The organism is Pelagibius sp., from assembly GCF_965249265.1.
GTDB lineage: Bacteria > Pseudomonadota > Alphaproteobacteria > Kiloniellales > Kiloniellaceae > Pelagibius.
This window is the reverse complement of record NZ_OZ252224.1, coordinates 1,747,501-1,769,863: the sequence shown is the minus strand read 5'-3', so window position 1 is coordinate 1,769,863 and position 22,363 is coordinate 1,747,501. Positions and strand designations below refer to the sequence as shown.

General features: G+C 60.6%; 20 protein-coding genes and 2 pseudogenes (1 of these 22 cut by a window edge). 11 read left to right on the top strand and 11 right to left on the bottom strand.

Annotated elements, in window-relative coordinates; genetic code table 11:
* The 9 genes and pseudogenes from ACP146_RS08315 (at window position 1) to ACP146_RS08275 (ending at window position 8,439) form a co-directional block, all read left to right on the top strand.
* Window positions 1-774, top strand: a complete 774-nt coding sequence (locus ACP146_RS08315; RefSeq protein ID WP_422366286.1) for an MlaE family ABC transporter permease — start codon at window positions 1-3, stop codon at window positions 772-774.
* A gap of 56 nt (window positions 775-830) precedes the next feature.
* Window positions 831-1,598 carry an ABC transporter ATP-binding protein gene (locus tag ACP146_RS08310; protein WP_422369631.1) on the top strand — a complete coding sequence of 256 codons (768 nt, stop codon included), beginning with the start codon at window positions 831-833 and terminating at the stop codon, window positions 1,596-1,598.
* A 61-nt stretch (window positions 1,599-1,659) separates the two neighbouring features.
* Window positions 1,660-3,090 (top strand): DNA repair protein RadA, encoded by a 1,431-nt coding sequence (gene radA / locus ACP146_RS08305; RefSeq protein ID WP_422366285.1) that lies wholly within the window; start codon window positions 1,660-1,662, stop codon window positions 3,088-3,090.
* A gap of 30 nt (window positions 3,091-3,120) precedes the next feature.
* Window positions 3,121-3,825 (top strand): CvpA family protein, encoded by a 705-nt coding sequence (locus tag ACP146_RS08300; protein WP_422366284.1) that lies wholly within the window; start codon window positions 3,121-3,123, stop codon window positions 3,823-3,825.
* Entirely contained in the window at window positions 3,822-5,306 is a 1,485-nt protein-coding gene (purF, locus tag ACP146_RS08295) for an amidophosphoribosyltransferase (protein ID WP_422366283.1), read from the top strand. The genes ACP146_RS08300 and purF overlap by 4 nt, the downstream gene beginning before the upstream one ends.
* 27 nt (window positions 5,307-5,333) lie before the next feature.
* Window positions 5,334-5,828 carry a DUF2937 family protein gene (locus tag ACP146_RS08290; RefSeq protein ID WP_422366282.1) on the top strand — a complete coding sequence of 165 codons (495 nt, stop codon included), beginning with the start codon at window positions 5,334-5,336 and terminating at the stop codon, window positions 5,826-5,828.
* Window positions 5,828-6,547, top strand: coding sequence for an SDR family NAD(P)-dependent oxidoreductase (locus tag ACP146_RS08285; protein WP_422366281.1), 720 nt, complete (start codon window positions 5,828-5,830; stop codon window positions 6,545-6,547). The genes ACP146_RS08290 and ACP146_RS08285 overlap by 1 nt, the downstream gene beginning before the upstream one ends.
* A gap of 80 nt (window positions 6,548-6,627) precedes the next feature.
* Window positions 6,628-7,385, top strand: a pseudogene (locus ACP146_RS08280) (IS5 family transposase).
* Window positions 7,386-7,490: 105 nt separating this feature from the next.
* Window positions 7,491-8,439, top strand: a protein-coding gene (locus ACP146_RS08275; protein ID WP_422366280.1) for an IS630 family transposase whose coding sequence is annotated in 2 segments (ribosomal slippage) — window positions 7,491-7,826 and window positions 7,828-8,439 — 948 coding nt in all. Because the reading frame shifts where the segments join, the coding sequence is not laid out codon by codon here.
* A gap of 127 nt (window positions 8,440-8,566) precedes the next feature.
* Here the strand turns inward: ACP146_RS08275 and ACP146_RS08270 are convergent.
* Window positions 8,567-9,082, bottom strand: a complete 516-nt coding sequence (locus tag ACP146_RS08270; RefSeq protein WP_422366279.1) for a hypothetical protein — start codon at window positions 9,080-9,082, stop codon at window positions 8,567-8,569.
* A 173-nt stretch (window positions 9,083-9,255) separates the two neighbouring features.
* On the opposite strand from ACP146_RS08270, the pseudogene ACP146_RS08265 reads away from it, so the two are divergent.
* Window positions 9,256-9,757 (top strand): annotated as a pseudogene (locus tag ACP146_RS08265) (response regulator).
* Between the two features lie 110 nt (window positions 9,758-9,867).
* Here the strand turns inward: ACP146_RS08265 and ACP146_RS08260 are convergent.
* From ACP146_RS08260 to hutI, 10 genes are all read right to left on the bottom strand, one after another.
* Complete coding sequence (locus ACP146_RS08260) at window positions 9,868-10,620, bottom strand: UTRA domain-containing protein (protein WP_422366278.1); 753 nt, start codon at window positions 10,618-10,620, stop codon at window positions 9,868-9,870.
* The gene (locus tag ACP146_RS08255; protein ID WP_422366277.1) at window positions 10,620-11,642 is read right to left on the bottom strand and encodes an oligopeptide/dipeptide ABC transporter ATP-binding protein; all 1,023 of its coding nucleotides are present in this window, start codon (window positions 11,640-11,642) and stop codon (window positions 10,620-10,622) included. The genes ACP146_RS08260 and ACP146_RS08255 overlap by 1 nt, the downstream gene beginning before the upstream one ends.
* A complete protein-coding gene (locus ACP146_RS08250) occupies window positions 11,635-12,648 on the bottom strand; it encodes an ABC transporter ATP-binding protein (protein WP_422366276.1) in 1,014 nt (337 codons plus the stop codon). The genes ACP146_RS08255 and ACP146_RS08250 overlap by 8 nt, the downstream gene beginning before the upstream one ends.
* Window positions 12,645-13,550: an ABC transporter permease gene (locus ACP146_RS08245; protein ID WP_422366275.1), complete on the bottom strand. Its 906-nt coding sequence runs from the start codon at window positions 13,548-13,550 to the stop codon at window positions 12,645-12,647. The genes ACP146_RS08250 and ACP146_RS08245 overlap by 4 nt, the downstream gene beginning before the upstream one ends.
* 1 nt (window position 13,551) lies before the next feature.
* Window positions 13,552-14,493: an ABC transporter permease gene (locus ACP146_RS08240; protein WP_422366274.1), complete on the bottom strand. Its 942-nt coding sequence runs from the start codon at window positions 14,491-14,493 to the stop codon at window positions 13,552-13,554.
* 20 nt (window positions 14,494-14,513) lie between these two features.
* Window positions 14,514-16,076 carry an ABC transporter substrate-binding protein gene (locus ACP146_RS08235; RefSeq protein WP_422366273.1) on the bottom strand — a complete coding sequence of 521 codons (1,563 nt, stop codon included), beginning with the start codon at window positions 16,074-16,076 and terminating at the stop codon, window positions 14,514-14,516.
* Window positions 16,077-16,221: 145 nt separating this feature from the next.
* Window positions 16,222-17,907: a urocanate hydratase gene (gene hutU / locus ACP146_RS08230; RefSeq protein WP_422369630.1), complete on the bottom strand. Its 1,686-nt coding sequence runs from the start codon at window positions 17,905-17,907 to the stop codon at window positions 16,222-16,224.
* Between the two features lie 2 nt (window positions 17,908-17,909).
* Window positions 17,910-18,707, bottom strand: a complete 798-nt coding sequence (hutG, locus tag ACP146_RS08225) for an N-formylglutamate deformylase (RefSeq protein WP_422366272.1) — start codon at window positions 18,705-18,707, stop codon at window positions 17,910-17,912.
* A complete protein-coding gene (gene hutH / locus ACP146_RS08220; RefSeq protein WP_422366271.1) occupies window positions 18,704-20,242 on the bottom strand; it encodes a histidine ammonia-lyase in 1,539 nt (512 codons plus the stop codon). The genes hutG and hutH overlap by 4 nt, the downstream gene beginning before the upstream one ends.
* Window positions 20,242-21,435 (bottom strand): imidazolonepropionase, encoded by a 1,194-nt coding sequence (hutI, locus tag ACP146_RS08215; protein ID WP_422366270.1) that lies wholly within the window; start codon window positions 21,433-21,435, stop codon window positions 20,242-20,244. Before hutI ends, hutH begins: the two co-directional genes overlap by 1 nt.
* Before the next feature lie 68 nt (window positions 21,436-21,503).
* On the opposite strand from hutI, the gene ACP146_RS08210 reads away from it, so the two are divergent.
* Window positions 21,504-22,363, top strand: the 5' portion of a protein-coding gene (locus ACP146_RS08210; protein ID WP_422366269.1) for a formimidoylglutamate deiminase. It continues 508 nt past the right edge of the window; only the first 860 of its 1,368 coding nucleotides appear in the window; the start codon lies at window positions 21,504-21,506; its stop codon lies off the right edge, out of view.

Genomic DNA, 22,363 nt, shown 5'->3' with positions numbered 1-22,363 from the left:
ATGCCGATTCTTCAGCCGATCGGCCGGACCTTTCTGTTTTTTCTGGAAGCGACCGGCCGACTGTCTCTTTTCACCCTGCTCTCCCTGTCGCACTGCCTGCGGCCGCCCTTCTATCCGCGCCTGATCCTGCGGCAGATGATCGAGATCGGCTACTATTCGCTGCCGGTGGTCGGACTGACCGCCATCTTTACCGGCATGGTGCTGGCGCTGCAGAGCTACACCGGGTTTGAGCGCTTTTCAGCCGAAAGCGCGATACCGAACGTGGTGGTGGTCTCCATCACCCGCGAGCTGGGCCCGGTCCTCGCCGGGCTGATGGTGGCCGGGCGCGTCGGCGCCTCAATGGCGGCTGAAATCGGCACCATGCGCGTCACCGAACAGATCGACGCCCTGGATACCCTGGCCACCAATCCCTTCAAGTATCTGATCGCCCCGCGTTTGATTGCCGGGCTGACCATGCTGCCGATCCTGGTCCTGATTGCCGACATCATCGGCGTCTTCGGCGGCTATGTGGTCGCCACCCAGAAACTCGGCTTCAACCCCACGACGTACCTGACCAACACCCTGGACTTCATGGAGGTTCAGGACGTCGTCTCGGGCCTTGTGAAGGCTGCGGTCTTCGGCTTTCTGGTGACACTGATGGGGTGCTATCACGGCTATAATTCGCGCGGTGGCGCGCAGGGCGTGGGGGCAGCCACCACCAATGCGGTGGTCTCGGCCTCGATCCTGATCCTCTGCTTCAACTACTTCATCACCGAACTGTTCTTCGCCCGATGAACCAGACGACCAACAGCCAGACACCGGAACAAGGCCAGGCGAGCGACAACAACCGGATGCCGAAAATCAAGATCCGCGGCCTCAGCAAGGCCTTCGGCAACAAGGTCGTGCTCGACGGCGTCGATCTGGACATCTTTCCCGGCGAGTCGGTCCTGGTGATCGGCGGCTCCGGCAGCGGCAAATCGGTACTCTTGAAGTGCATCCTCGGCCTGCTGCATCCCGACGCGGGCTCCATCGAAGTCGACGGCGAGGAAGTTGTCGGCCTGATGGGTGAGGATCTGGACCGGGTACGGCGCAAGTTCGGCATGCTGTTCCAGAACGCCGCCCTCTTCGACTCACTGCCGGTTTGGGAAAACGTCGCCTTCGGCCTGATCCAGGGGCAGCGTAAACCGCGCGACGAGGCCCATGCGATCGCGCTGGAGAAGCTTGCCGCCGTGGGCCTGGGCGAAGATGTCGGCAATCTGATGCCGGCTGAGCTGTCGGGCGGCATGCGCAAGCGCGTCGGCCTCGCCCGCGCCATCGCCACCGAGCCGGAGATCATTTTCTTCGACGAGCCGACCACCGGCCTGGACCCCATCATGGGCGACGTGATCGACCGTCTGATCGTGAAATGCGTGAAGCAGTTGGGCGCCACGGCTCTTTCGATCACCCATGACATGGCCTCGGCCCGGCGCATCTCCGACCGCACCGCAATGCTGTATCACGGGCAGATCATCTGGGTCGGGTCGACGGCGACGATCGACGAGTCCGGAAACCCCTACGTCGACCAGTTCATCAATGGGCGTGCAGAAGGGCCCATTGAAATGCAAGTACGCGCACTATAGCCGCCCGGCATCCAGACTCCGGCCGGCGGAAGCGGCGCGCGTCACAAGAAGGGCGTTAGTCATGGCGAAGGTTCAGTCCCGCTATGTCTGCCAGGGCTGCGGCGCCGTCGCTGCCAAGTGGTCGGGCCGCTGCGAGAGCTGCGGCGCCTGGAATTCGATGACCGAGGAAGTTCTGGAAAAGACGCCCGGCGGTCTTTCGGCCCGCGGCAAGGGCTCGCAGAAGCTCACCTTCGTCGACCTTCACAGCCAGAGCGAACCCCAGTCCCGTATGGTCTGCGGGCTGGCCGAGTTCGATCGGGTCACCGGCGGCGGGCTGGTGCCCGGTTCCGCCGTACTGGTGGCCGGCGATCCCGGCATCGGCAAATCGACCCTGCTGCTCCAGGTCGCCGCACGCCTGGCCGGCGGCAGCAGCCAGACCTCAGCCGCCTGCGCATACATTTCCGGCGAGGAATCGATAGACCAGGTCCGCCTGCGCGCCCGGCGGATGGGTCTCGCCCAAGCCCCGGTGCAGCTCGCCACGGCGACCTCGGTCCGCGACATGGTCGCCAGCCTGGATCAGCCCCAGGGGCCCTCGGTAGTGATCGTCGATTCGGTGCAGACGCTTTACATCGACAGCCTGGAGTCGGCGCCGGGCACCGTCTCCCAGGTGCGCGCCGCGGCGCAGGAACTGATCCGCCTCGCCAAAAAGCGCGGCTTCAGCCTGATCCTAGTCGGCCACGTCACCAAGGAGGGACAGATCGCCGGGCCCAAGGTCTTGGAACATATGGTCGATACGGTGCTGACCTTCGAGGGCGACCGGGGCCATCACTTCCGCATTCTGCGGGCCTCGAAGAACCGCTTCGGGCCGACCGACGAGATCGGCGTCTTCGAGATGACCGACCGCGGTCTGGAGGAAGTGGCCAATCCCTCCGCCCTGTTCCTCGCCGAGCGCCGCGGCAATGTGGCCGGGGCGGCGGTCTTCGCCGGGCTGGAGGGGACCCGGCCGCTGCTGGTTGAAATTCAGGCCCTGGTTTCCGCCTCCCCCCAGGCGACTCCGCGCCGCGCCGTGGTTGGCTGGGATTCCGGCCGCCTGGCCATGGTCCTGGCGGTGCTGGAGGCGCGATGCGGGCTGGCTTTAGCCGGGCAAGAGGTATATTTGAACGTAGCTGGCGGCCTCAGGATAGGCGAACCGGCAGCGGATCTGGCCGTCGCGGCGGCCCTGGTATCGGCGGCAACGGGACAGGAAGTGCCGGAAGAAACGGTGATTTTCGGAGAAATCGGCCTCTCGGGCGAGATTCGCCCGGTCAGCCAGGTGGAATTGCGGCTGAAAGAGGCGGAAAAGCTTGGGTTCTCCAGGGCCTGGGTTGCCCCGAGGGCCAAAAAGGGCGCCGGAAAGGCACAGCTGGAGGGCAACGGTCTGGCGGTCGAGGAGATTTCGCATCTGCAGGATCTTGTCGGACGCCTCGCCAAGCCGCAGTCACCCTCTCTGAGAGCCCAGCCCTCGGCCCACTAGACGCACAGCGCAGGGACACACAAGAGCGCAATGGATAGCTTGCCGATCAATCTGGCGGACCTGATCGTGATCATCGTCCTCATCGTCTCGGGCATCTTCGCCTTTGTCCGCGGATTCGTGCACGAGGTCTTCGCCATCGGCTCCTGGATCGCCGCGACCTTCGTCACCCTTTATGCCTTCCCCCACGCGCAGCCGCTGGTGGAGCAGTACATCCCGACCGAGTTCTTCGCCAGTCTGGTGACCGGCGTTGTGATTTTCCTGGTGTCGCTGATCGCGTTTTCCATGGCCACGCGTCTGCTTTCGAACCGGGTGCAGCAAAGCAGCCTGGGGCCGCTCGACCGCTCTCTCGGCCTGCTCTACGGCTTCGTACGCGGTGCGGTGATCGTGGTTCTGGCGTGGCTCAGCCTCAACTTCCTGATGCCGGAAGAAGACATGTTCGACTGGGTGCAGGAAGCCCGCAGCCGCCCCTTGGTGGAGCGCGGCGCCGAGCTGCTGCTGACCCTGGTGCCGGAGAACATGCTGGAGCGCGGCGGCGAGGCGGCGGAAGACGCCAGGCGCCGCGCCGAGGAACTGCGCCGCCAGGAACAGACCTACCAGCAACTGGTCTCTCCGCTTCGAAAAGCCGATGCGCCGGAGACCCAGCCGGAGTATAACGAGGACATGCGCGGCGAGATCGAAAAGGCCATCGAAGGCCTGATTGGCGAAGAGCCCGCTTCAGGAGGGAACAAGCAGTGATTACCACCAATCCTCTGGTTCCTGCCGAGGGCCCCGACGGGACCTTGGATGACGATAAGTTCCACGAAGAATGCGGCGTCTTCGGCATCTACGGCCACCCGGACGCCGCAGCCCATACCGCCCTCGGACTGCATGCCCTGCAGCACCGCGGCCAGGAAGCGGCCGGTATCGTCGCCTTCGACGGCAAACACTTCAACGCCCACCGCGACCTCGGCCAGGTCGGCGATATCTTCTCCTCCAGCGAGGTCATCGCCAAGCTTCCCGGCCATGCCGCCATCGGGCACAACCGCTATGCAACGACCGGCGAGACGGCCCTGCGCAATGTGCAGCCGCTTTTCGCCGACCTCTCCAACGGCGGCTTTACCCTGGCCCACAACGGCAACCTCACCAACGCCCGCGATCTGCGCCACGGCTTGGTGCAGAAGGGCGCGATTTTCCAGTCGACGACCGACACCGAAGTCATCATCCACCTGATCGCCACCTCCGAGGCGAGCAGCCTGATCGACCGGATGACCGCGGCCCTGCGGCAGATCGAGGGGGCCTATTCGCTGGTCGCCATGACCGACAGCTGCCTGATCGCCGTGCGCGACCCCATGGGGGTGCGCCCGCTGGTCCTGGGGCGTCTGGGTGACACCAATGTCGTCGCCTCGGAGACCTGTGCGCTGGACATCATCGGCGCGGAGTTCGTTCGCGACGTCGAAGCCGGCGAGATGCTGGTTCTCGACGAGTCGGGCGTGCATTCCCTGCGCCCCTTCCCGCCCGCTCCGCGACGCCCCTGTATCTTCGAGTACATCTATTTCGCCCGGCCCGATTCCCTGATGGAAGGCACCAGCATTTACCAGGCGCGCAAGCGCATCGGCATGGAGCTTTCCGACGAGAGTGCCGTCCCCGCCGACGTGGTGATCCCGGTGCCGGATTCGGGCGTCCCGGCCGCCATCGGCTACTCCGAGCGTTCGGGTCTTCCCTTTGAGCTTGGGATCATCCGCAATCATTACGTCGGGCGCACCTTCATCGAACCGGCCCAGCAGATCCGCAACCTCGGTGTGCGGCTGAAACACAACGCCAACCGCAACTCGATCGAAGGCAAGCGGGTCATCCTCGTGGACGACTCCATTGTCCGCGGCACGACCTCGGTGAAGATCGTCGAGATGGTCAGAGCCGCCGGGGCTGCCGAAATCCACATGCGCATCGCGGCGCCGCCGACCACCCACTCCTGTTTCTACGGCATCGACACACCGCAGCGCGAAGAGCTTCTGGCCTCCTCGCTGGATGTCTCAGGCATGGCGAAGCACATCGGTGTCGACAGCCTCGCCTTTATCTCTCTCGACGGGCTCTACCGCGCCATGGGAGAGAGCGGTCGGGATACCGCGGCGCCGAAGTATTGCGACGCCTGCTTCACCGGCGACTATCCGATTCGCCTGACCGACTTTGAACAGAGCGGCCAGCCGGCTCAGCTTTCCCTGCTTGCCGAGCGCGCCTGACGCCCATTCCTCAGCGCCCCTCCGGTTATGTTCGCCCGCCTTTTCTACAGCCTTTTCGCCGCCGCCGGCGGGGCTGGCTTTTCACAGTTCCCGGAATACCTCGCCCACTATCTGCAACGCCTCGGCGGGCGCATCGATCAGGCCAAAGTTCGAGTCGAAGAGATCGAACAGGATGCGGCGGAAAAAGGTATGACCGTGCCCGACTACATAGAGAGTTTTATCGCCAGCAACGCGCACAGTCTGGAAGGCAGCCGTATGCAGGAGAGTTACTTCCGGCTCGCGGATATGGAAGCCGCCTACCAGGCTCTCAGCACCGCGGGCACGCTGCAGCGCCCCCTCGCCTTCGTGGAACACTTCGACAGCGGTCTCGTCGGCGCGACGCTGGGCGACTTCGCCCCCGCCGTGCCCCTGACCTCGGAAGGCTTGGTCTACGGCGCTGTCGGCGCAGTTGCCGGGCTGCTTTTGTGCAGTGGATCGCGCCGGGTTCTCCGGCGCCGCAGAAATCGGAAAGTGGAAGCCTGATGTCAGAACAGTCCGGCCGTCTGGCGGGCCGCATCGCCGTTGTTACCGGGGCCTCGCGGGGTATCGGCGCGGCCGTCGCCAAACGCTTCGCCGCCGAAGGCGCCCAACTGATCCTCATCGCCCGCACCGTCGGCGGTCTGGAGGAACTGGACGACGAGATCCGCGCGGCGGGCGGTTTGCAGCCGGTTCTGGTGCCACACGATCTGCGCGATTTCGACGGCCTCGACCGCCTCGGCGCTTCCCTTAATGAGCGTTACGGCAAGCTGGACATTCTGGTCGGCAACGCCGGTATCCTGGGTCCGCTGACCCCGGTCGGCCATATCCCGCCGGACAGCTGGCAGGAAGTCATGGACGTGAATGTGACCGCCAACTATCGCCTGATCCGCAGCCTCGATCCGTTGCTGCGGCTCTCCGACGCGGGCCGCGCCATCTTCGTCACCTCGGGCGCAGCCAGCGGCAAGACGGCCTACTGGGGCCCCTATGCCGTCACCAAGGCGGCGCTGGAGGCCCTGGTGCGCAGCTATGCGGCGGAGATCACCAAGACCAACATCAAAGCCAACCTGCTTTCGCCCGGACCCATCCGCACGGCCATGCGCGCCATCGCCTTTCCCGGCGAAGATCCGAACAGCCTGCGCCCGCCGGAGGTCCTCGGCGACCTTTTCGTCGAGCTTGCCAGCCCCGACTGCCAGCGCCACGGCGAGACCGTCGAGGCGCACTAGGGTCGGTACTCAATTAGGGATTCCCCTACGTCTGCAGTTGTGATTCTTTGATCCAGGTTTCCCAAGGCAGGGAGGATTGGATGGCACGGCTTTACTGGCTTTCGGACGAGGAATGGGCTCGGATCGAGCCTTATCTGCCGCGCGGTCGGCGCGGGGCTCATCGGGTGGATGACCGTCGGGTGATTTCCGGTATCGTCCATATGCTCAAGGTCGGAGCGCGCTGGCGCGACTGTCCGTCGGAATACGGCCCCTACACGACGATCTACAACCGCTTCAATCGCTGGAGCAAGCAAGGGGTTTGGGAGGATATTTTCTACGCCCTGACGGGTAAAAGTGTTGTCGTATCGACCACAGCGGTCGATTCCACCCACATCAAGGCGCACCGCTCGGCGGCGGGGGCAAAAGGGGGGACTTCGAGCACGCAATCGGTCGATCGCGCGGCGGACGGACGACTAAAATTCATGCCATAACCGATGCACTGGGGCGCCCTATTGCCCTCTCGATCACGCCCGGACAGACCCATGATCTGGTCGGCGCGGCCATGCTTCTCGAGCGCATACCAACCCCTAAACGGCTCCTGGCCGATCGCGCCTATGACGCCGCAAAGCTGCGGGACTGGTTGATCGAACGAGGCTGCCAGCCGGTCATCCCTCCAAACCCAACCCGCAAGCATCCTCAATCGTACGACAAAGTCGCCTACCGAGACCGCAACCGCGTGGAGCGGATGTTCTGTCGGCTCAAGGATTTCAGAAGGATAGCAACCCGCTACGACAAGCGCGCCGATATCTTCCTCGCCGCCATCTGTCTGGCCGCATCTATCACTTGGTGGCTCAATTGAGTCTCGACCCTAGAGCGTTTCACGCATTGATTGAATCGGAATGTGGGTTCCCAGGGGCGCGGATTTGTGATTCAAGCTTTCTACTGGAGTAGGAGGCCAGCATGCATGACGCGACCCTATTCGAATGACCTTCGTGAGCGCGCGATAGCGGCCCTGCAAGCAGGCGAGAGCTGTCGTGTGGTTGCCAAGAGGTTCGGTGTGGCAGTGTATTCGGTGGTGAAGTGGCATCAGCGCTATCGGGCGACGGGTAGCGTTGCGCCAGGCAAGGTTGGCGGTCACCGTCGTCGGCTTCTGGAGCCGCATCGGGCGTTCATCGTGGAACGGATCGAGCAGACCCCGCACCTGACCCTGCACGGCTTGAAGGACGAGTTGGCCGCGCGCGGGGTCAAGGTCTCCCACAATGCGGTCTGGCTGTTCCTGCGCCGCGAGGGACTGCGCTTCAAAAAAAACGCTGTTCGCTCTTGAGCAGACGCGCGTCGACATCGCCCGGCGGCGATGGCGCTGGAAGTCCTGGCAGAGCCGGCTCGATCCCCAGCGCCTCGTCTTCATCGATGAGACCTGGATCAAGACCAATATGGCGCCGCTGCGCGGTTGGGGACCAAAGGGCAAGCGCCTGCGCGGCTTTGCCCCGCAAGGCCGTTGGCGCACCATGACCTTCCTGGCGGCCCTCAGGTGCGATGGCCTGACCGCTCCTTGCGTCTTCGACGGCCCGATCAACGGCCAGGCATTTCGCGCCTACGTCGACCAGCTACTCCTGCCCACCTTGAGGCCCGGCGACATCGTCGTGATGGACAACCTCGGCAGCCACAAATCCAAGGCCGTCCGAGCCGCCATAAAGGCCGCCGGCGCACGGCTCTGGTTCCTGCCACCCTACTCGCCCGACCTCAACCCCATCGAGCAGGCCTTCGCCAAAATCAAACACTGGATGCGCCTTGCCCAACGCCGAAGCACCGATGACACCTGGCGCCACCTCGGCCAGCTCCTCGCAACCATCCAGGCACAGGAATGCGCCAACTACTTCCAAAACGCTGGATATGCTTCCGTCAAAACGTGAAACGCTCTAGTGCAATGTGATCTGGGTGGCGGAGTATCCTTGAGGAGTGATTTTCCAGGTGGTCATGGATCAGCTTCCTGTCCCGATCGGCGGGCCGGCACCCCTGAGGCACCAACCCAACCCCGTCTCAATGCCGCTCGGCGTCGGCGACCGCGTGCCATCTCTGCATGCGCGCCATCATCTGCGCGGGAAACGCCATTTCCTCAACGCTGAGTTGGCCGTCATCGTTGGCGTCCAGCATAGCGAAGGGACACTCGGCGAAACTACGCGTGGCCTCGGCGTAGAGGGTTACGAACTCGTCACGGGACAGCGTGCCGTCGCCGTTTGCGTCATGTTTGATATGAAGTTCGGCGATTCCTGCTTCGAGTTCGGCGGCGCTCACCGTGCCGTTCTCGTCCGTATCGAAGGAGCGGTAGAGCGGATTGTCGTTCCCAGCCCCGAGGGTCGCCGCGCCGTGGCCAAGAGGACCGCGACGATGGTCCTGCGCGAAACACGCCTGTGGCCCGCGCATTTGCTGCATCATCTGCCAAGGACCCCAGCCATCCCGAGGGCCCCAGCCGCCGGCAATGGCAGGCAGGGTAGCAGCACCAACAACACCGGCGACGACCAGGGCGCTCAGGGTCAGGATTGTCTTGCGTTTCATTTCGTTACCTCATCGTTTGACGTTACGATGGAACGAAGATGGCGGTCTTCTGTCGCAGAAGACTGCTTTCGAAACCTGCAAAGTGTATCGCTCTGTCGCAAACGGCCGTCTTGCGACACACGGCGAAACAAAAAAGCTGCGCGCGGACGCGCCCGGTGCGCTATCAGGCGGACATGGCAGGTCAAACCGGCACGCCGCATATCCTCGTCGTCGACGACCATCGCGAGATCCGCGATGCCGTGACACGCTACCTAAAAAAACGGCTTGCGGGCGCACGCCGCCAAAGATGCCGTCGAGATGGACGTCCATCTGAAGACTGGCCACTTCGATCTGGTGGTGCTCGACGTGATGATGCCGGGCGAGGACGGGCTGGCGGCGGCACGGCGGCTGGCAGCTTCCGACGGACCGCCCATCCTGATGCTCAGCGCCCTGGGCGAGGACACCGACCGCATCGTTGGACTCGAAATCGGCGCCGACGTCTTCGATCCGTTCACGCGATTGGAAACCGCGCGGTCGCGCGACACTGGAGGGGTTGGGCTGGGCCTGCCGATCACGCGCGCCATCTTCCGTGCTCATCGCGGTGGTGTGTGCCTGTCGAACCTAACCAAAGGCGGGCTGCGCGCAACTGCAACACTGCCTCGCAGCCAACATGTACAGGTTTCTTCGAAATCATGACGCGATACCGGCCGAACAAATCGTGACAATCAGACTGTATGGCCGGATGAAGGGTAGCGGCACGACCCATTTGACAACCCCAACCTCCCGATGGAGCAGATCGGCGGAATTCAGGTCTGATGCGGCAGCGTATCATGCCCACTGGGTTGAAACCGTGCGGTGAGGTCGACGGCATCACTCCTGAAGACCTGCCGTACAATGGTCACCGTTTCTTGCCCTCGACGCGTACGCCGCTCAAGGACCAGGCACGCTGCTCCAGTTGGAGCCTCCAGCCAGGCCGCTGTCTCGGCATCAGCATCACACGCGCTTATCCGGTGCTCGGCTTCCGTCCAAGGAACATGCGCAATCAGCCAACTGCTGGGCGAGTCAGAAGAAAAATCAGCCGCTTCGGCCATAGGAACGGTGTCCAGGAAGATATGACGCTCCTCCAGCATGACAGGTCGTTCGTCAACGCTGTGGAGTGATCGAACAAACCGGCTTCTGCCCATATGGTGGCCCTCAGCGCCCAGATGGACACAACACGGTGCGCGAAGTTCGTCACACAGAATACCAAACGCATACGATCGTGCATTCGCTTCAGCTTCGGCACGAACGTCAGGAATCGACAGAACAGCTGCCTGTATCCTGGGGTGCGCAACAATGGTTCCCGCACGGCGGTTTCGCCGAACGAGCCCTTGGGCGGCCAACGCCACCATCGCCTTATTGACGGTCATGCGCGAACAATTCCAGCGCTCCATCAACTCGATTTCCGGGGGAACACGATGGCCTGGAGGCCACTCTCCCGATAGAATCCGAGCTTCAATATCGGCACGGATACGAGCATGTAGGCTGAGCGACTTACCCACTGGATGCTCGCCGCCCATCAGAGGATTGGATGCCCAGACATATCGGCCAAATGACAGGCTGCACGGCCTGCGTGGCGTACTGCTCGAAGATGTGGAACGCTTTGTCCACAGTCAGCCACGGCCACCGGACAACGGCTTGCAAACCGGCAGCCCGGGGGCGGGTTAAGCGGAGAAGGCGGATCTCCTTCCAAAAGAACGCGGGCGCGTTCCGCTTCGATCCGGGGGTCAGGCGATGGCACGGCCGACAGCAACGCTTGAGAATATGGGTGTGCCGGATCAGCAAACAGAGGCCGTGCTGCACCCTCTTCGGCAACCTGACCGAGATACATGACGGTGACGGCCGAGCAGACCTCACGTACGATGGCAAGGTCGTGGGCGACAATGACGATGGTCAGGCCAAGCTGCTCTTGAAGGCGGGCGAACAGATTCACAATCTGCGCCCGAACCGACACATCCAGTGCCGATAGCGGCTCGTCGCAAATCAGGAGCTTGGGGTCCAGGGCCAGGGCTCGCGCAACCGAGATGCGCTGACGCTGACCACCCGAAAGAGAACGCGGCAGACGGTCAAGAACGGATGTAGGCAATGCAACCAGATCCAAAAGCTCATCAATTCTGCGCCGCCTCTCCGAAGCCGGGCCAACGCCGTGTATGAGCAGCGGTTCTTCCAGCGTCTGAAGAACGGACTGCCGACGGCTCATCGAGCCAAGCGGATCTTGGAAAACAAACTGGACGGTACGGGCAAATCCCTTTCGATCTTGAGATTGCCACTCAGCCCGATCTCGCCCCAGTATTCGCACATTACCTGAGGTCGCAGACTGAAGACCGGTGATCGCTCGTGCCAGCGTTGTCTTTCCGCAACCGGACTCGCCAACAATGCCGTGAAACGCCCCACGTTCGATCGATAGATCGACACCGTCTACAGCGCGCACCAAGCCCGTCGACGTTTTGAAGTGAACCTTAAGGTCTTCCACCTCAATAGCGTGGCCAAGCTGCGCGCTCTCAGCCCCACCGGTTGGTTGCGTGTTGGATGCATCAAGCATGTGTGCGAACTCCCTCGGCCCCTATCACAACTGGGCAAGCGGCCCGATGGGGCACGTGTGCTCCGCCAACATGTGTCAATTCCGGACGCTTCGCGCGGCACGACGGTTCAACCAAATTGCAGCGATCTGCAAAACGACATCCAGGTTCAAGACGAGTCTGATCGGGCGGAAGCCCTGGAATTTCCCGCGTTCCGGTTGCTGTCTCGGATCGAAAATCGGGGACCGAGGCAAGCAGACCTTTTGTGTAAGGGTGCACGGGTGAGGTCAGCACATCGATGGCGCTACCTTCCTCAGCAACACGACCAGCGTATAAGACAACCACACGGTCAGCGAGCACGGAGACAGCCCCGATGTCATGTGTAATGAGAACAACGGAGATGCCATCCTCTTCCTGAATCTGCCGCAGAAGAGCGAGGATTTGCGCCTGAACAGTAGCATCCAGCGCCGTTGTGGGTTCATCGGCGATCAAAACACGAGGTTTGGCCGCCAGCGCTAACGCGATCATGGCCCTCTGCAACATTCCGCCGGAAAGCTCATGGGGATAACGATCATAGCGGTCTTCAGGGTCGGGGATACCCGTTCGCGCCAAAAGCGAGATCGCTTCCTGGCGAGATGCCTGCGGTGAGAGCCCGGCAAAACGCCGCGCTTGCTCGGCCAATTGCGGACCTATCTTCAGGGTTGGATTGAGCGCACTCATCGGGTCCTGGAAGATCACACCAAACTGACCGCCTCGCAGTCTCGACAGCTCTTTGGGCGACAGAGTCACCAGATCACGGTCTGCCGCACGCGCCGACCCCGCAATATCAATTGTCACACCTTCAGGCATCAGACCAAGCGGGGCCAGGGTCATAACCGTCTTACCCGAACCGCTTTCGCCGACAATGGCAAGTGTTTCGCCGGCATGGACAGCTATGCTGACTCCATCGACGGCACGTACTGAGGCCGAGGGCGTATATAGGTCGATAACAAGGTCTTCGACCGCGTAGACTGTCTTTGGCTCACTCATGATCTGCTCTCCTCGGCCAGGCGTGCAAGTTCCTCACTTTTGCGCGCCCTACGCTTGCGGCTCAAAGCATACCCCTTCAGGGTGCGTGGCACCTTTTGCAGCGCGAAGGCTTCGCCCAGCAGGTTGAAGCTGACCACAACCGCCGTGAGCGCAAGGCCAGGAATGATAACGAGGCTTGGATGATCCTCAATGTAGCCCATTCCGTCGACCAGCATCTGCCCCCACTCCGGGATCGGCGGTGCCACGCCCAAGCCGAGGAAAGACAGTGTGGCAATGGCAAGGACCAATGCTCCGGCATCGGCAGAGGCGTAAACCACCACCAGACCCAGGACATTGGGTAAGATATGGCGGATGAAAATCCACAGGTGCGAGGCACCCATGACGCGGGCTGCTTCGATGTAAGGCTGCTGCAACTCGGCGACCACAACCGCGCGACTCATCCTCGCATAGTTGGCCCACCACGCCAGCGTTAGGGCCAGGATCATTTTCCAATAGTCACTGAGCCAGTCGAAGTTTTCGCCGGAAAACACGCCCATCAGCGCCAGCGCTATGACCAGCGACGGCAAGGCAAGCGCGATGTCGATCAGCGAGATCAACACCGTCTCTGCAAGACCACCGACATATCCGGCCAGGGAACCAATCACCACGCCTATGCTCAGTGCGGCGACAAGAACAAACGCCATGGCCACGAGCGAGGTTCGCGCGCCGCCGATCATGCGCGTCCACAAATCGCGACCAAGATAGTCGGTACCAAGCCAATGGGCGAAGGAAGGGCCTTGCAGGATTGCCGTATAGTCCTGACCTGCAGGGTCATGTGTCATCAAAAGCGGGGCAAAGATACCCACAAGGACAAACACAAGCGCAGGCGTGAGAACCAGCCAAGGAAGCTTTGGGAGCTGCATATCAAGCCCTCCTCGCGCGACGCAGACGCGGATCGATCAGCATAACAATGAGGTCCACGAACAGATTGACGCTGACAAAAAAGACCACGAAGAGAGCCAGCACAGCCTGCATGCCAATAAAGTCGCGAAAACGAATGGCCTCGATAAAGAAGGACCCGATACCGCTCAGGCCAAAGACCCGCTCGACCACAATCGCGCCAATAATCATCAATGTGAACTGCGCACCCAGCGTCGTCACATAGGGAATGGCGATATTGGGCAACGCTTCGCGAACCAACACTTCACCCCGGTTCATGCCCTTGGCGAACCCTGTGGTAGCGAAGGGACGTGCCATGGTCTCTTGAAGATTGACCCGCACCACGCGCGCCAGAACGGAGCCGGGAAACAAAGCGATGGTAACGCAGGGCAGTATCCAGGATGTCCAACCGTAGACCCCGAAGCTGGGAACCCAACCGAGGCCAACCGCAAAAACGATCACCAGAAGCGCCGCAACAAAGAAGTTGGGCGTTGAGGCACCTACAAGCGCAACGCCATGCAGCACACGGTCAGCGATACCCCCGTTGGATGAAGCACCCCAAAGACCCAGGGACACAGAATAAATCAGCGCCAGAACACCGCCGCCAGCCAGAAGCAATGCCGTGACCGGAATGCGCTCCCGGAACTCCTCAGCAATCGAGTTACCGGTGCGCAGCGATGTGCCGAAATCGCCGTTCAAGGCACCACCCAGCCACCGAGCATAGCGGATGTAGAGCGGATCGTTCAAACCAAGCTCGTCGGCAATGCGCTCGATCATTTGTGCATCCGCACCAGCGCCAGCGGCTCTTTCAGCAATCAAGGCCGCAACATTGCCAGGAGCGGCTGTCACAAGCGCAAAGGTTAGCGCGGTGGCAGCCGCCATAAGAAGGAGGGCAAGGCTCGCCCGTCGCAGGAACATGCGTAGCATCGGTCCTTGCCCTTTCACTCTTAGGTCAGCGACAAGCCCTTGTAGGGAATGTCGTAGTCAGTTGCCGGAAGACTGAAGCCCTGCACCCTCGGATGCACGGCCCAGAGCCGCTGATTGACCACGAGTGGGCAAGCCGCCACATTGTCATAAACCCAGTCGTAGACCCCTTGCATGGCGGTTTCCTGAGCTTCGCCGGAAGCCTCCAGAGCGCCAAGAACGACCTCGTCCAACTCATCAGACACGTAAATCTTTCCATCCGGTCCGGTATCGATGACCGAGGAGAACGAGTTGCTCAGCGAGCCATGTGGATCATATGGCGCACCATATGTGCCAAAGAACGTCAGATCGTAGTCAAAGGCCGGACGGCGATCATGCATCGTCGCATTGTCAACCGATGAAATCTTCACCTCAAAACCGACCTCCGTCAGCATGGCTTGGATCATCTCGGCAATACGGCGAGAACCAGGGAATGTTTCCTCAGAGACAAGGAAATCAATCTCCAGTGCTGCGCCATCTTTCGTCCAGCCCGATCCGCTGTTCGTCCATCCAGCAGCTTCAAGCGCGCCCTGAGCGGCAGCGATGTCGCGTACGGGAACATCGCGACGCACACCAGCTGTCGGGACGGTCATCGGGAAGATATCAACGGTCGGGTCGGCATAGCCCTCAAAAAGCACCGTTGAGACAGCAGCGCGGTCGATACCCAGGAAAATAGCCTCACGGACACCCTTATCCTGCATGATTGCAGATTGAGGAGAGAAGCCGAGGATGGTGGTCGCCGTTCCAGGCTCAGCCACGATGGTCATGCCCTCGCGCTCAAGAGCTTTGGCGCGACGCGGTGAAAGCGGTGCGATCCAGTCCCCGCCGATCACATCAAGCTCTCCGGCCCGCAAAGCATTGGCCCGCGCCAGCTCGTCGGGCACCACTTTGAGTTCAATGCGCGAGAAGGAAGGCTTGTCGCCCCAATAGTCATCGTTGCGCACCAAGTTCGTTTCGCTCGAAGAGTGGCTTTCGACAACCCAAGGACCAGTCCCAATTGGCGCGACTTGCGCCCCGTCAGCGCTCACTGCCTTTGGCGACAGGAACCGCACCGGACGAACGATCGTAAGCTCAAGAAGAGCGGCGGGAACCGGCCGAGACAGATTCACAGTGATCTGAGTTGCGCTGTTGATGACGATGCTGTCATAGGCGTCGGAAATCCCAATCCAAGAGAAATCCTCCGCGCCCATCCAACGTTCAAGGTTCCATTTGGCAGCCTCAGCATTGAACGGCTCGCCGTCAGAGAACATCACCCCTTCACGCAGGTCAAAAGTGATGGAAAGTCCATCATCGGCAACACGCCATGCGGTTGCCAAGCCGGGTTCAAGAGAACCACCCGGACCGTAATGGATCAAACCATCAAAAACGACGGTGTAAGATGACAGGGTTGAGACGTTCTGTAAGAGGTCAAGATCCCCTGTCTCACCAGCGATTGCGACACGCAACGTGTCGCTATGCCCACCGGCCAGCGCAACACGCGGCAAGGCAGCAAAGACAGACAAAGCAACGGATGACGCCAGAATCTGACGCCGATTAATATGTGACATGGTGCAACTCCGTGTTGTGACGATAGCAGCTTATCGGCATTTGAATAATTGTATAGACTTTATGCCGACATCCTCCCTGAAGAGCCGAATTCCCGGCCGATTCAGCTAAAGCTCTCGGTTGTTGTATGGTTGGTTTCACCCTTCGTTAGTTGTTCAATATGCCCGGTAGGCGTAGTTGGTGTTCGCGCGCGCATGCAAGGGCGTCCTCGTAGCCGGCATCGGCATGACGCCACACGCCCGACGCAGGATCATTCCAAAGAACCCGCTCCAGCCGCTTGGATGCTTCCGGCGTCCCATCGGCGACAATCACCACACCTGCATGCTGACTGAATCCCATTCCCACGCCACCGCCATGGTGCAGCGAAACCCAAGTGGCGCCGCTCGCGGTGTTGACCAAAGCGTTCAGCAGCGGCCAGTCTGAGACCGCATCCGATCCGTCTTTCATGGCTTCAGTTTCACGATTTGGACTGGCGACCGATCCACTGTCGAGATGATCACGTCCAATAGCGATGGGTGCTTTCAGGTCTCCGCTTGCCACCATCTCATTGAACATCATGCCGGCGCGATGGCGGTCACCTAGACCAATCCAGCAAATGCGCGCCGGCAAGCCTTGAAAGGCAATCCGCTCACGCGCCATATCGAGCCAGCGATGGAGATGTTCATTGTCCGGAAACAGCCGTTTCATAGCCGCATCGGTCTTGTAGATATCCTCAGGGTCACCGGAGAGCGCACACCAGCGGAAAGGGCCAACACCCTTGCAAAATAGCGGTCGGATGTAAGCGGGCACGAAACCAGGAAACGCGAAGGCGTTTTCCAGACCCTCATCTTGCGCCACCTGACGAATGTTGTTGCCATAGTCCAGGGTCGGAACGCCGGCATTCCAAAAATCCACCATTGCCTCGACATGGATTTTCATGGACGCGCGTGCTGCCGACTCGACCGATCCAGGATCGGTTTCCTGAGCGGCGCGCCAGTCAGCGATCGACCAGCCAAGCGGCAAATAACCGTGCAACGGATCATGTGCAGAGGTCTGATCGGTGACAATGTCGGGATGCGGACCTCCAGCACGCATGCGCCTGACCAGCTCGGGGAAAACCTCCGCAGCATTGCCAACCAGACCAACGGACTTCGCTTCACCGGCTTTGGTCCAGCGTTCAATAAGGTCCAGCGCATCATCCAGCGAGTGGGCTTTCTCGTCCAAATACTGGGTGCGGAGTCGAAAATCGATCCGGGTCTCATCGCATTCGACCGCTAGGCAACACGCACCGGCAAAAACCGCCGCAAGCGGTTGCGCGCCGCCCATGCCACCTAGACCGCCGGTCAGGATCCACCGGCCCTTTAGGTCGCCACCATAGTGTTGACGGCCAGCTTCTGCGAACGTCTCGTACGTGCCTTGGACGATACCCTGCGTCCCGATATAAATCCAAGACCCCGCCGTCATCTGGCCGTACATCATCAAGCCTTTGCGATCCAAGGCGTTGAAGTGTTCCCAGTTGGCCCAATGGGGAACGATGTTCGAGTTGGCGATCAGAACGCGCGGTGCATCGGTGTGCGTCTTGATCACCGCTATCGGCTTGCCAGACTGCACAACCAACGTCTCATCGACTTCAAGGTCACGAAGCGTTGCAACGATGCGGTTAAAATCATCCCAAGTGCGTGCGGCGCGACCGATCCCGCCATACACGACCAGTTCGTGCGGGTTTTCAGCCACATCGGGATGCAGATTGTTCATCAACATCCGCATGGGCGCTTCGGTCAACCAGCTCTTAGCGGTGATATCGGCTCCAGTTGGCGGATAGATATCTCGAAGGTTATGGCGGGAATTGGTCATGGTCATCCTTGGAGCTTCAACGCAACAGACTGAAGCGTGTCGAGAATGGTGTGCAGATGCGTACGCAGCTGTTCGGCTTTTTGCGTGTCATAGGCGAAGGAGGGGGGAGTCGCGGATTTAAGATAGGTGCTTTGCGAAAGCTCCATCTGAATTGCATGGATACGGTCGGCTGGGCGTCCATAATGGCGAGTTGTCCAACCACCTTTGAACCGACCGTTGAGAACCGTGGAATAGCCTGTCGCGCGCTGGCAAATTCCTGTCACGGCTTCTTCCATTTCCGCTGCGCAGCTTTGTCCGCTGGCGGTACCGATGTTGAAATCGGGAAGCTGGCCCTCGAACAGGAAAGGGATATGCGGACGGATCGAATGGCAATCATAAAGGATCGCAAAGCCATGAAGCGCCTTAACGCGATCAAGCTGTGCAGCAAGAGCCGCATGATAGGGTCGATGATAATCGACTTTGCGCGCCTCAATCTCACCCACGCTGGGCGGCTCCAGCCAAAGCGGTTGACCGTCAAAGTCTGTCAGCGGGATCAGCCCTGTTGTGTTTTGCCCTGGATACAGACTCTCGTCGGTGGGGGGACGGTTGGGGTCGATCACATAGCGGTGGTAGGTAGCCCTGACGGTGGTGGCACCATTGAGCAAGCCGTCATAGAGCCGATCTATGTGCCAATCGGCGTCCGCCAGAAGCTGGCCTTGCGGCGTAAGCTTGTCGACGATCGCATCGGGTATCCAGGTGCCGGTATGCGGCATGCCCAGAATGATTGGACCTTCTCCTTGAACAATCTCCACGGGTGTCATGATGCGCCCCCGCTTACCAGATCGCCCACCGCACATGCCTCAGCTACCAGTCCGCTGCGAACAAGGTCGGCCGCCCGTGCCAAATCATCAGCCATATAGCGGTCATCATCGAGCGCAGGCACAGACGATCGAAGCGCTGCAAGCAGCTTCTGAAGTCTGGGGCCGGTTTTCAGCGGCGCTCGAAATTCCACGCCTTGTGCAGCACAAAGCAACTCCACACCCAGGATCATGCTCAGATTGGCGTTCATACGAGCAAGACGACGTGCGCCGTGGGCGGCCATGGAAACATGATCTTCCTGGTTGGCCGACGTAGGCGTAGAGTCGGTCGAACACGGCGTGGCAAGATGCTTGTTCTCGCTCATCAGAGCGGCCGTGGTGACCTCGGCGATCATCAGGCCTGAGTTGAGGCCGGGACTTGGCGTGAGAAAGGGGGGGAGGTCGAAACTGAGGGTTGGATCAACCATCATCGCCACACGACGCTGCGCGATAGCACCGATTTCGGCAATGGCAAGAGCAATCTGATCGGCGGCAAAACCCACAGGCTCGGCATGGAAATTGCCGCCTGAAACGATTTTGCCATCCTCGACCAGCACCAAGGGGTTGTCTGAAGCAGCATTGGCTTCGATCTCAAGCGTACGACCGGCAAAACGAAGAATATCCAGCGCCGTCCCCGTCACCTGGGGCTGGCAGCGAATGCAGTACGGGTCTTGAACGCGGCTGTCGCCGTCGCGGTGACTTTCACGAATCTGCGACCCCTTCATGATGGCGCGCATAACGCGAGCAACGTCGATTTGACCTGGGTGGCCGCGCAAAGCGTGAAGCGCAGGTTCAAGCGGCGCGGTGGAACCCATGATCGCATCGGTCGACAGGCACGATATTGCGATGGCAGCTTCGATGTTGCGCATGGCATCGAAGTACCCGGCAAGCGCACAGGCGGTCGAAAACTGGGTGCCGTTAATCAGGCCGAGTCCCTCTTTCGGCCCAAGGGTGACCGGTGCCAATCCTGCACGCGCAAGTGCATCTCGGCTGGCAAGCCGTTCACCGCCATAAGAGGCTTCGCCTTCGCCGATCAGCGTAGCTGCCATATGCGCAAGTGGCGCAAGATCCCCTGAGGCACCGACCGACCCCTGAGAAGGCACAAGTGGAACAACACCTTTCGCCAGACAGTCTTCGATGAGCTTTGCCGTTTCCCAGCGAATGCCCGATGCGCCACGGCCCAACGACAAGAGCTTCAATGCCATCATGAGCTGTGTCGTGGCATCATCGAGCGGTTCGCCCACGCCGCAGCAATGCGAAAGCACCAAATTGCGCTGAAGTTGTGCGGTATCCTCTGGTTCGACACGCACCGAAGCAAGCTTGCCGAAGCCGGTATTGACACCATAGATGGCCTCACTACCCGACGCGGCGCGCGCAACCATGTCAGCCGCCGCATCGATGCGGGGACGAGCGTTGGAGTCAAGCGCGACCTCGGCACCGTCGCGCCAGAAACTTTCCAGCGTTTTGAGTGTCGTCGCTTCCGGCTCCAGGACAATCATCAAAAGCGCCCCCCAAACATACGCTTCCACAGCGGATTGAATCCAATCCGGTAGGACAGCTCAGCAGGACTTTCGACATCCCAAATGGCAAGGTCCGCACGCGCGCCCGTGCGCAAAACGCCAACATCATCGAGACCAAGAGCCTTGCCTGCATGGCGTGTGACACCAGCGAGGCATTCCTCCGGAGTCATACGAAACAGCGTGGCCGCCATATTCATCGCCAACAGGATCGATGTCAGGGGGGATGAGCCTGGGTTGCAGTCCGTGGCAACAGCCATCGCGACACCATGTGCCCGGAAAGAATCGATCGCTGGATGCTTGGTCTCGCGCAATGTGTAGAAAGCACCCGGCAAGATCACCGCCACCGTGCCCGCGCGCGCCATCGCTGCTGCATCAGCATCGCTGGCATGCTCAAGGTGGTCGGCCGAAAGGGCCTTGTATCTGGCCGCCAGTTGCGCTCCGCCAAGATTGGACAATTGCTCGGCGTGAAGCTTAACGGGAAGACCAAGTGATTGAGCGCCGTCGAAAACCTCAGCGATTTGCATCGGCGTGAACGCAATGCCCTCACAAAACCCATCGACGGCATCGACAAGACCTTCAGCGTGGGCTGCAGCCAGCGCAGGCAAACAAACCGTCTCGATATAGGCATCGGCGCGGTGCTCGAACTCCGGTGGCACGGCATGGGCACCTAGAAAACTCGTGCGCACCTGAACCGGACGCTGCTCCTGGATCCGGCGCGCCACGCGGAGCATCACAAGCTCGGTCTCTATGTCCAGGCCATAGCCGGACTTGATTTCAAGGGTCGTGACCCCCTGCGTAAGAAGAGCATCGACACGCACCAGCGCCTGCTCCAGGAGCTCCTCTTCGCCAGCGGCTCGTGTTGCTTTCACGGTTGAGAGAATACCGCCACCCACGCGAGCGATCTCTTCGTAAGATGCTCCTTCAAGGCGCATCTCGAATTCGCGCGCCCTGTTTCCGCCATGGACGATATGCGTATGACAATCGATCAGGCCGGGCGTAACAAGACGGCCTTCAAGGTCAAGCGCCTCATGGCTCCTAAACGTCTCCGGCAAGCTTTGTTCTGAACCCACCCAGACAATGTGCGTGCCCTCGACAACCAGCGCGCCACCCCTGATCAGACCACAGGGCTGATCCAGATCGGTGCAGGCAAGGGTCGTATTTTTCAGGAGCATAATTTTCTTTTAAAGTGCGTTTTTAGCTATTATGTCTATACATATTGACAAGTCAAGCGAGGATTTTCATGGCGACGCTTTGGGCCGCACAGGCGCTAACGGATTCTGGGTGGGCAAAGGATGTGCGTGTTGTTGTGGATGCGTCTGGGCAGATCACATCTGTGACGGCCGGAGCACCGATGACTGCCGACACAATCAGCGATGTTCTGCTTCCCGCGCCGGCAAACGCGCATAGCCATGCCTTTCAGCGCGCAATGGCCGGACTTACCGAACGGCGAGGCCCCAATGCACGCGACACGTTTTGGACCTGGCGGGAGCTTATGTTCAGGTTTCTCGACCGCCTAACACCTGATCATGTGGAGGCCATCGCGGCATTCGTGCAGATGGAAATGCTGGAAGCAGGCTACGCAACCAACGTTGAGTTCCACTATCTGCACCACGGGCCGGGAGGGCATCCTTACACCAACCTTGCCGAGATGGTTGAGCGCATCGCAGCGGCTGCCTCACGCACAGGCATTGGCCTTACACTTTTGCCGGTCCTCTATCAGTTTGGCGGCTGCGATCGACGCGCTCTCGATCCTGGGCAAGTGCGCTTCGGAAACGACATCAACCGGTTCGCAAAGTTACATGAACAGTCAGCAACGGCTTTGAGGGCTTTGCCATCAGACAGTGTGGTGGGCATTGCCCCGCACAGCCTGCGCGCCGTCAATCCTATGACTTTGGTGGATCTTGTCGAACTGCATCCAGCTGGCCCTGTTCACATGCACCTTGCCGAGCAGATCGCCGAAGTGGATGAGGTTCGTGCCTTCGTGGGACAACGTCCGGTCGAATGGGTTCTCGACAACCTGACTCTGGGTAAGCGCTTCACTTTCATTCATTGCACCCAAATGGAGGCGCACGAAACGGAGGGTCTGGCCCGCTCAGGTGC

What these genes read in the sequence shown, in the direction of transcription:
- ACP146_RS08315 (WP_422366286.1), top strand. Translation starts at nt 1, where the DNA reads ATGCCGATTCTTCAGCCGATCGGCCGGACCTTTCTGTTTTTTCTGGAA.
- ACP146_RS08310 (WP_422369631.1), top strand. Translation starts at nt 831, where the DNA reads ATGCCGAAAATCAAGATCCGCGGCCTCAGCAAGGCCTTCGGCAACAAG.
- radA (WP_422366285.1), top strand. Translation starts at nt 1,660, where the DNA reads ATGGCGAAGGTTCAGTCCCGCTATGTCTGCCAGGGCTGCGGCGCCGTC.
- ACP146_RS08300 (WP_422366284.1), top strand. Translation starts at nt 3,121, where the DNA reads ATGGATAGCTTGCCGATCAATCTGGCGGACCTGATCGTGATCATCGTC.
- ACP146_RS08290 (WP_422366282.1), top strand. Translation starts at nt 5,334, where the DNA reads ATGTTCGCCCGCCTTTTCTACAGCCTTTTCGCCGCCGCCGGCGGGGCT.
- ACP146_RS08285 (WP_422366281.1), top strand. Translation starts at nt 5,828, where the DNA reads ATGTCAGAACAGTCCGGCCGTCTGGCGGGCCGCATCGCCGTTGTTACC.
- ACP146_RS08270 (WP_422366279.1), bottom strand. Translation starts at nt 9,082, where the DNA reads ATGAAACGCAAGACAATCCTGACCCTGAGCGCCCTGGTCGTCGCCGGT.
- ACP146_RS08260 (WP_422366278.1), bottom strand. Translation starts at nt 10,620, where the DNA reads ATGGGCGGCGAGCATCCAGTGGGTAAGTCGCTCAGCCTACATGCTCGT.
- ACP146_RS08255 (WP_422366277.1), bottom strand. Translation starts at nt 11,642, where the DNA reads ATGCTTGATGCATCCAACACGCAACCAACCGGTGGGGCTGAGAGCGCG.
- ACP146_RS08250 (WP_422366276.1), bottom strand. Translation starts at nt 12,648, where the DNA reads ATGAGTGAGCCAAAGACAGTCTACGCGGTCGAAGACCTTGTTATCGAC.
- ACP146_RS08245 (WP_422366275.1), bottom strand. Translation starts at nt 13,550, where the DNA reads ATGCAGCTCCCAAAGCTTCCTTGGCTGGTTCTCACGCCTGCGCTTGTG.
- ACP146_RS08240 (WP_422366274.1), bottom strand. Translation starts at nt 14,493, where the DNA reads ATGCTACGCATGTTCCTGCGACGGGCGAGCCTTGCCCTCCTTCTTATG.
- ACP146_RS08235 (WP_422366273.1), bottom strand. Translation starts at nt 16,076, where the DNA reads ATGTCACATATTAATCGGCGTCAGATTCTGGCGTCATCCGTTGCTTTG.
- hutU (WP_422369630.1), bottom strand. Translation starts at nt 17,907, where the DNA reads ATGACCAATTCCCGCCATAACCTTCGAGATATCTATCCGCCAACTGGA.
- hutG (WP_422366272.1), bottom strand. Translation starts at nt 18,707, where the DNA reads ATGACACCCGTGGAGATTGTTCAAGGAGAAGGTCCAATCATTCTGGGC.
- hutH (WP_422366271.1), bottom strand. Translation starts at nt 20,242, where the DNA reads ATGATTGTCCTGGAGCCGGAAGCGACGACACTCAAAACGCTGGAAAGT.
- hutI (WP_422366270.1), bottom strand. Translation starts at nt 21,435, where the DNA reads ATGCTCCTGAAAAATACGACCCTTGCCTGCACCGATCTGGATCAGCCC.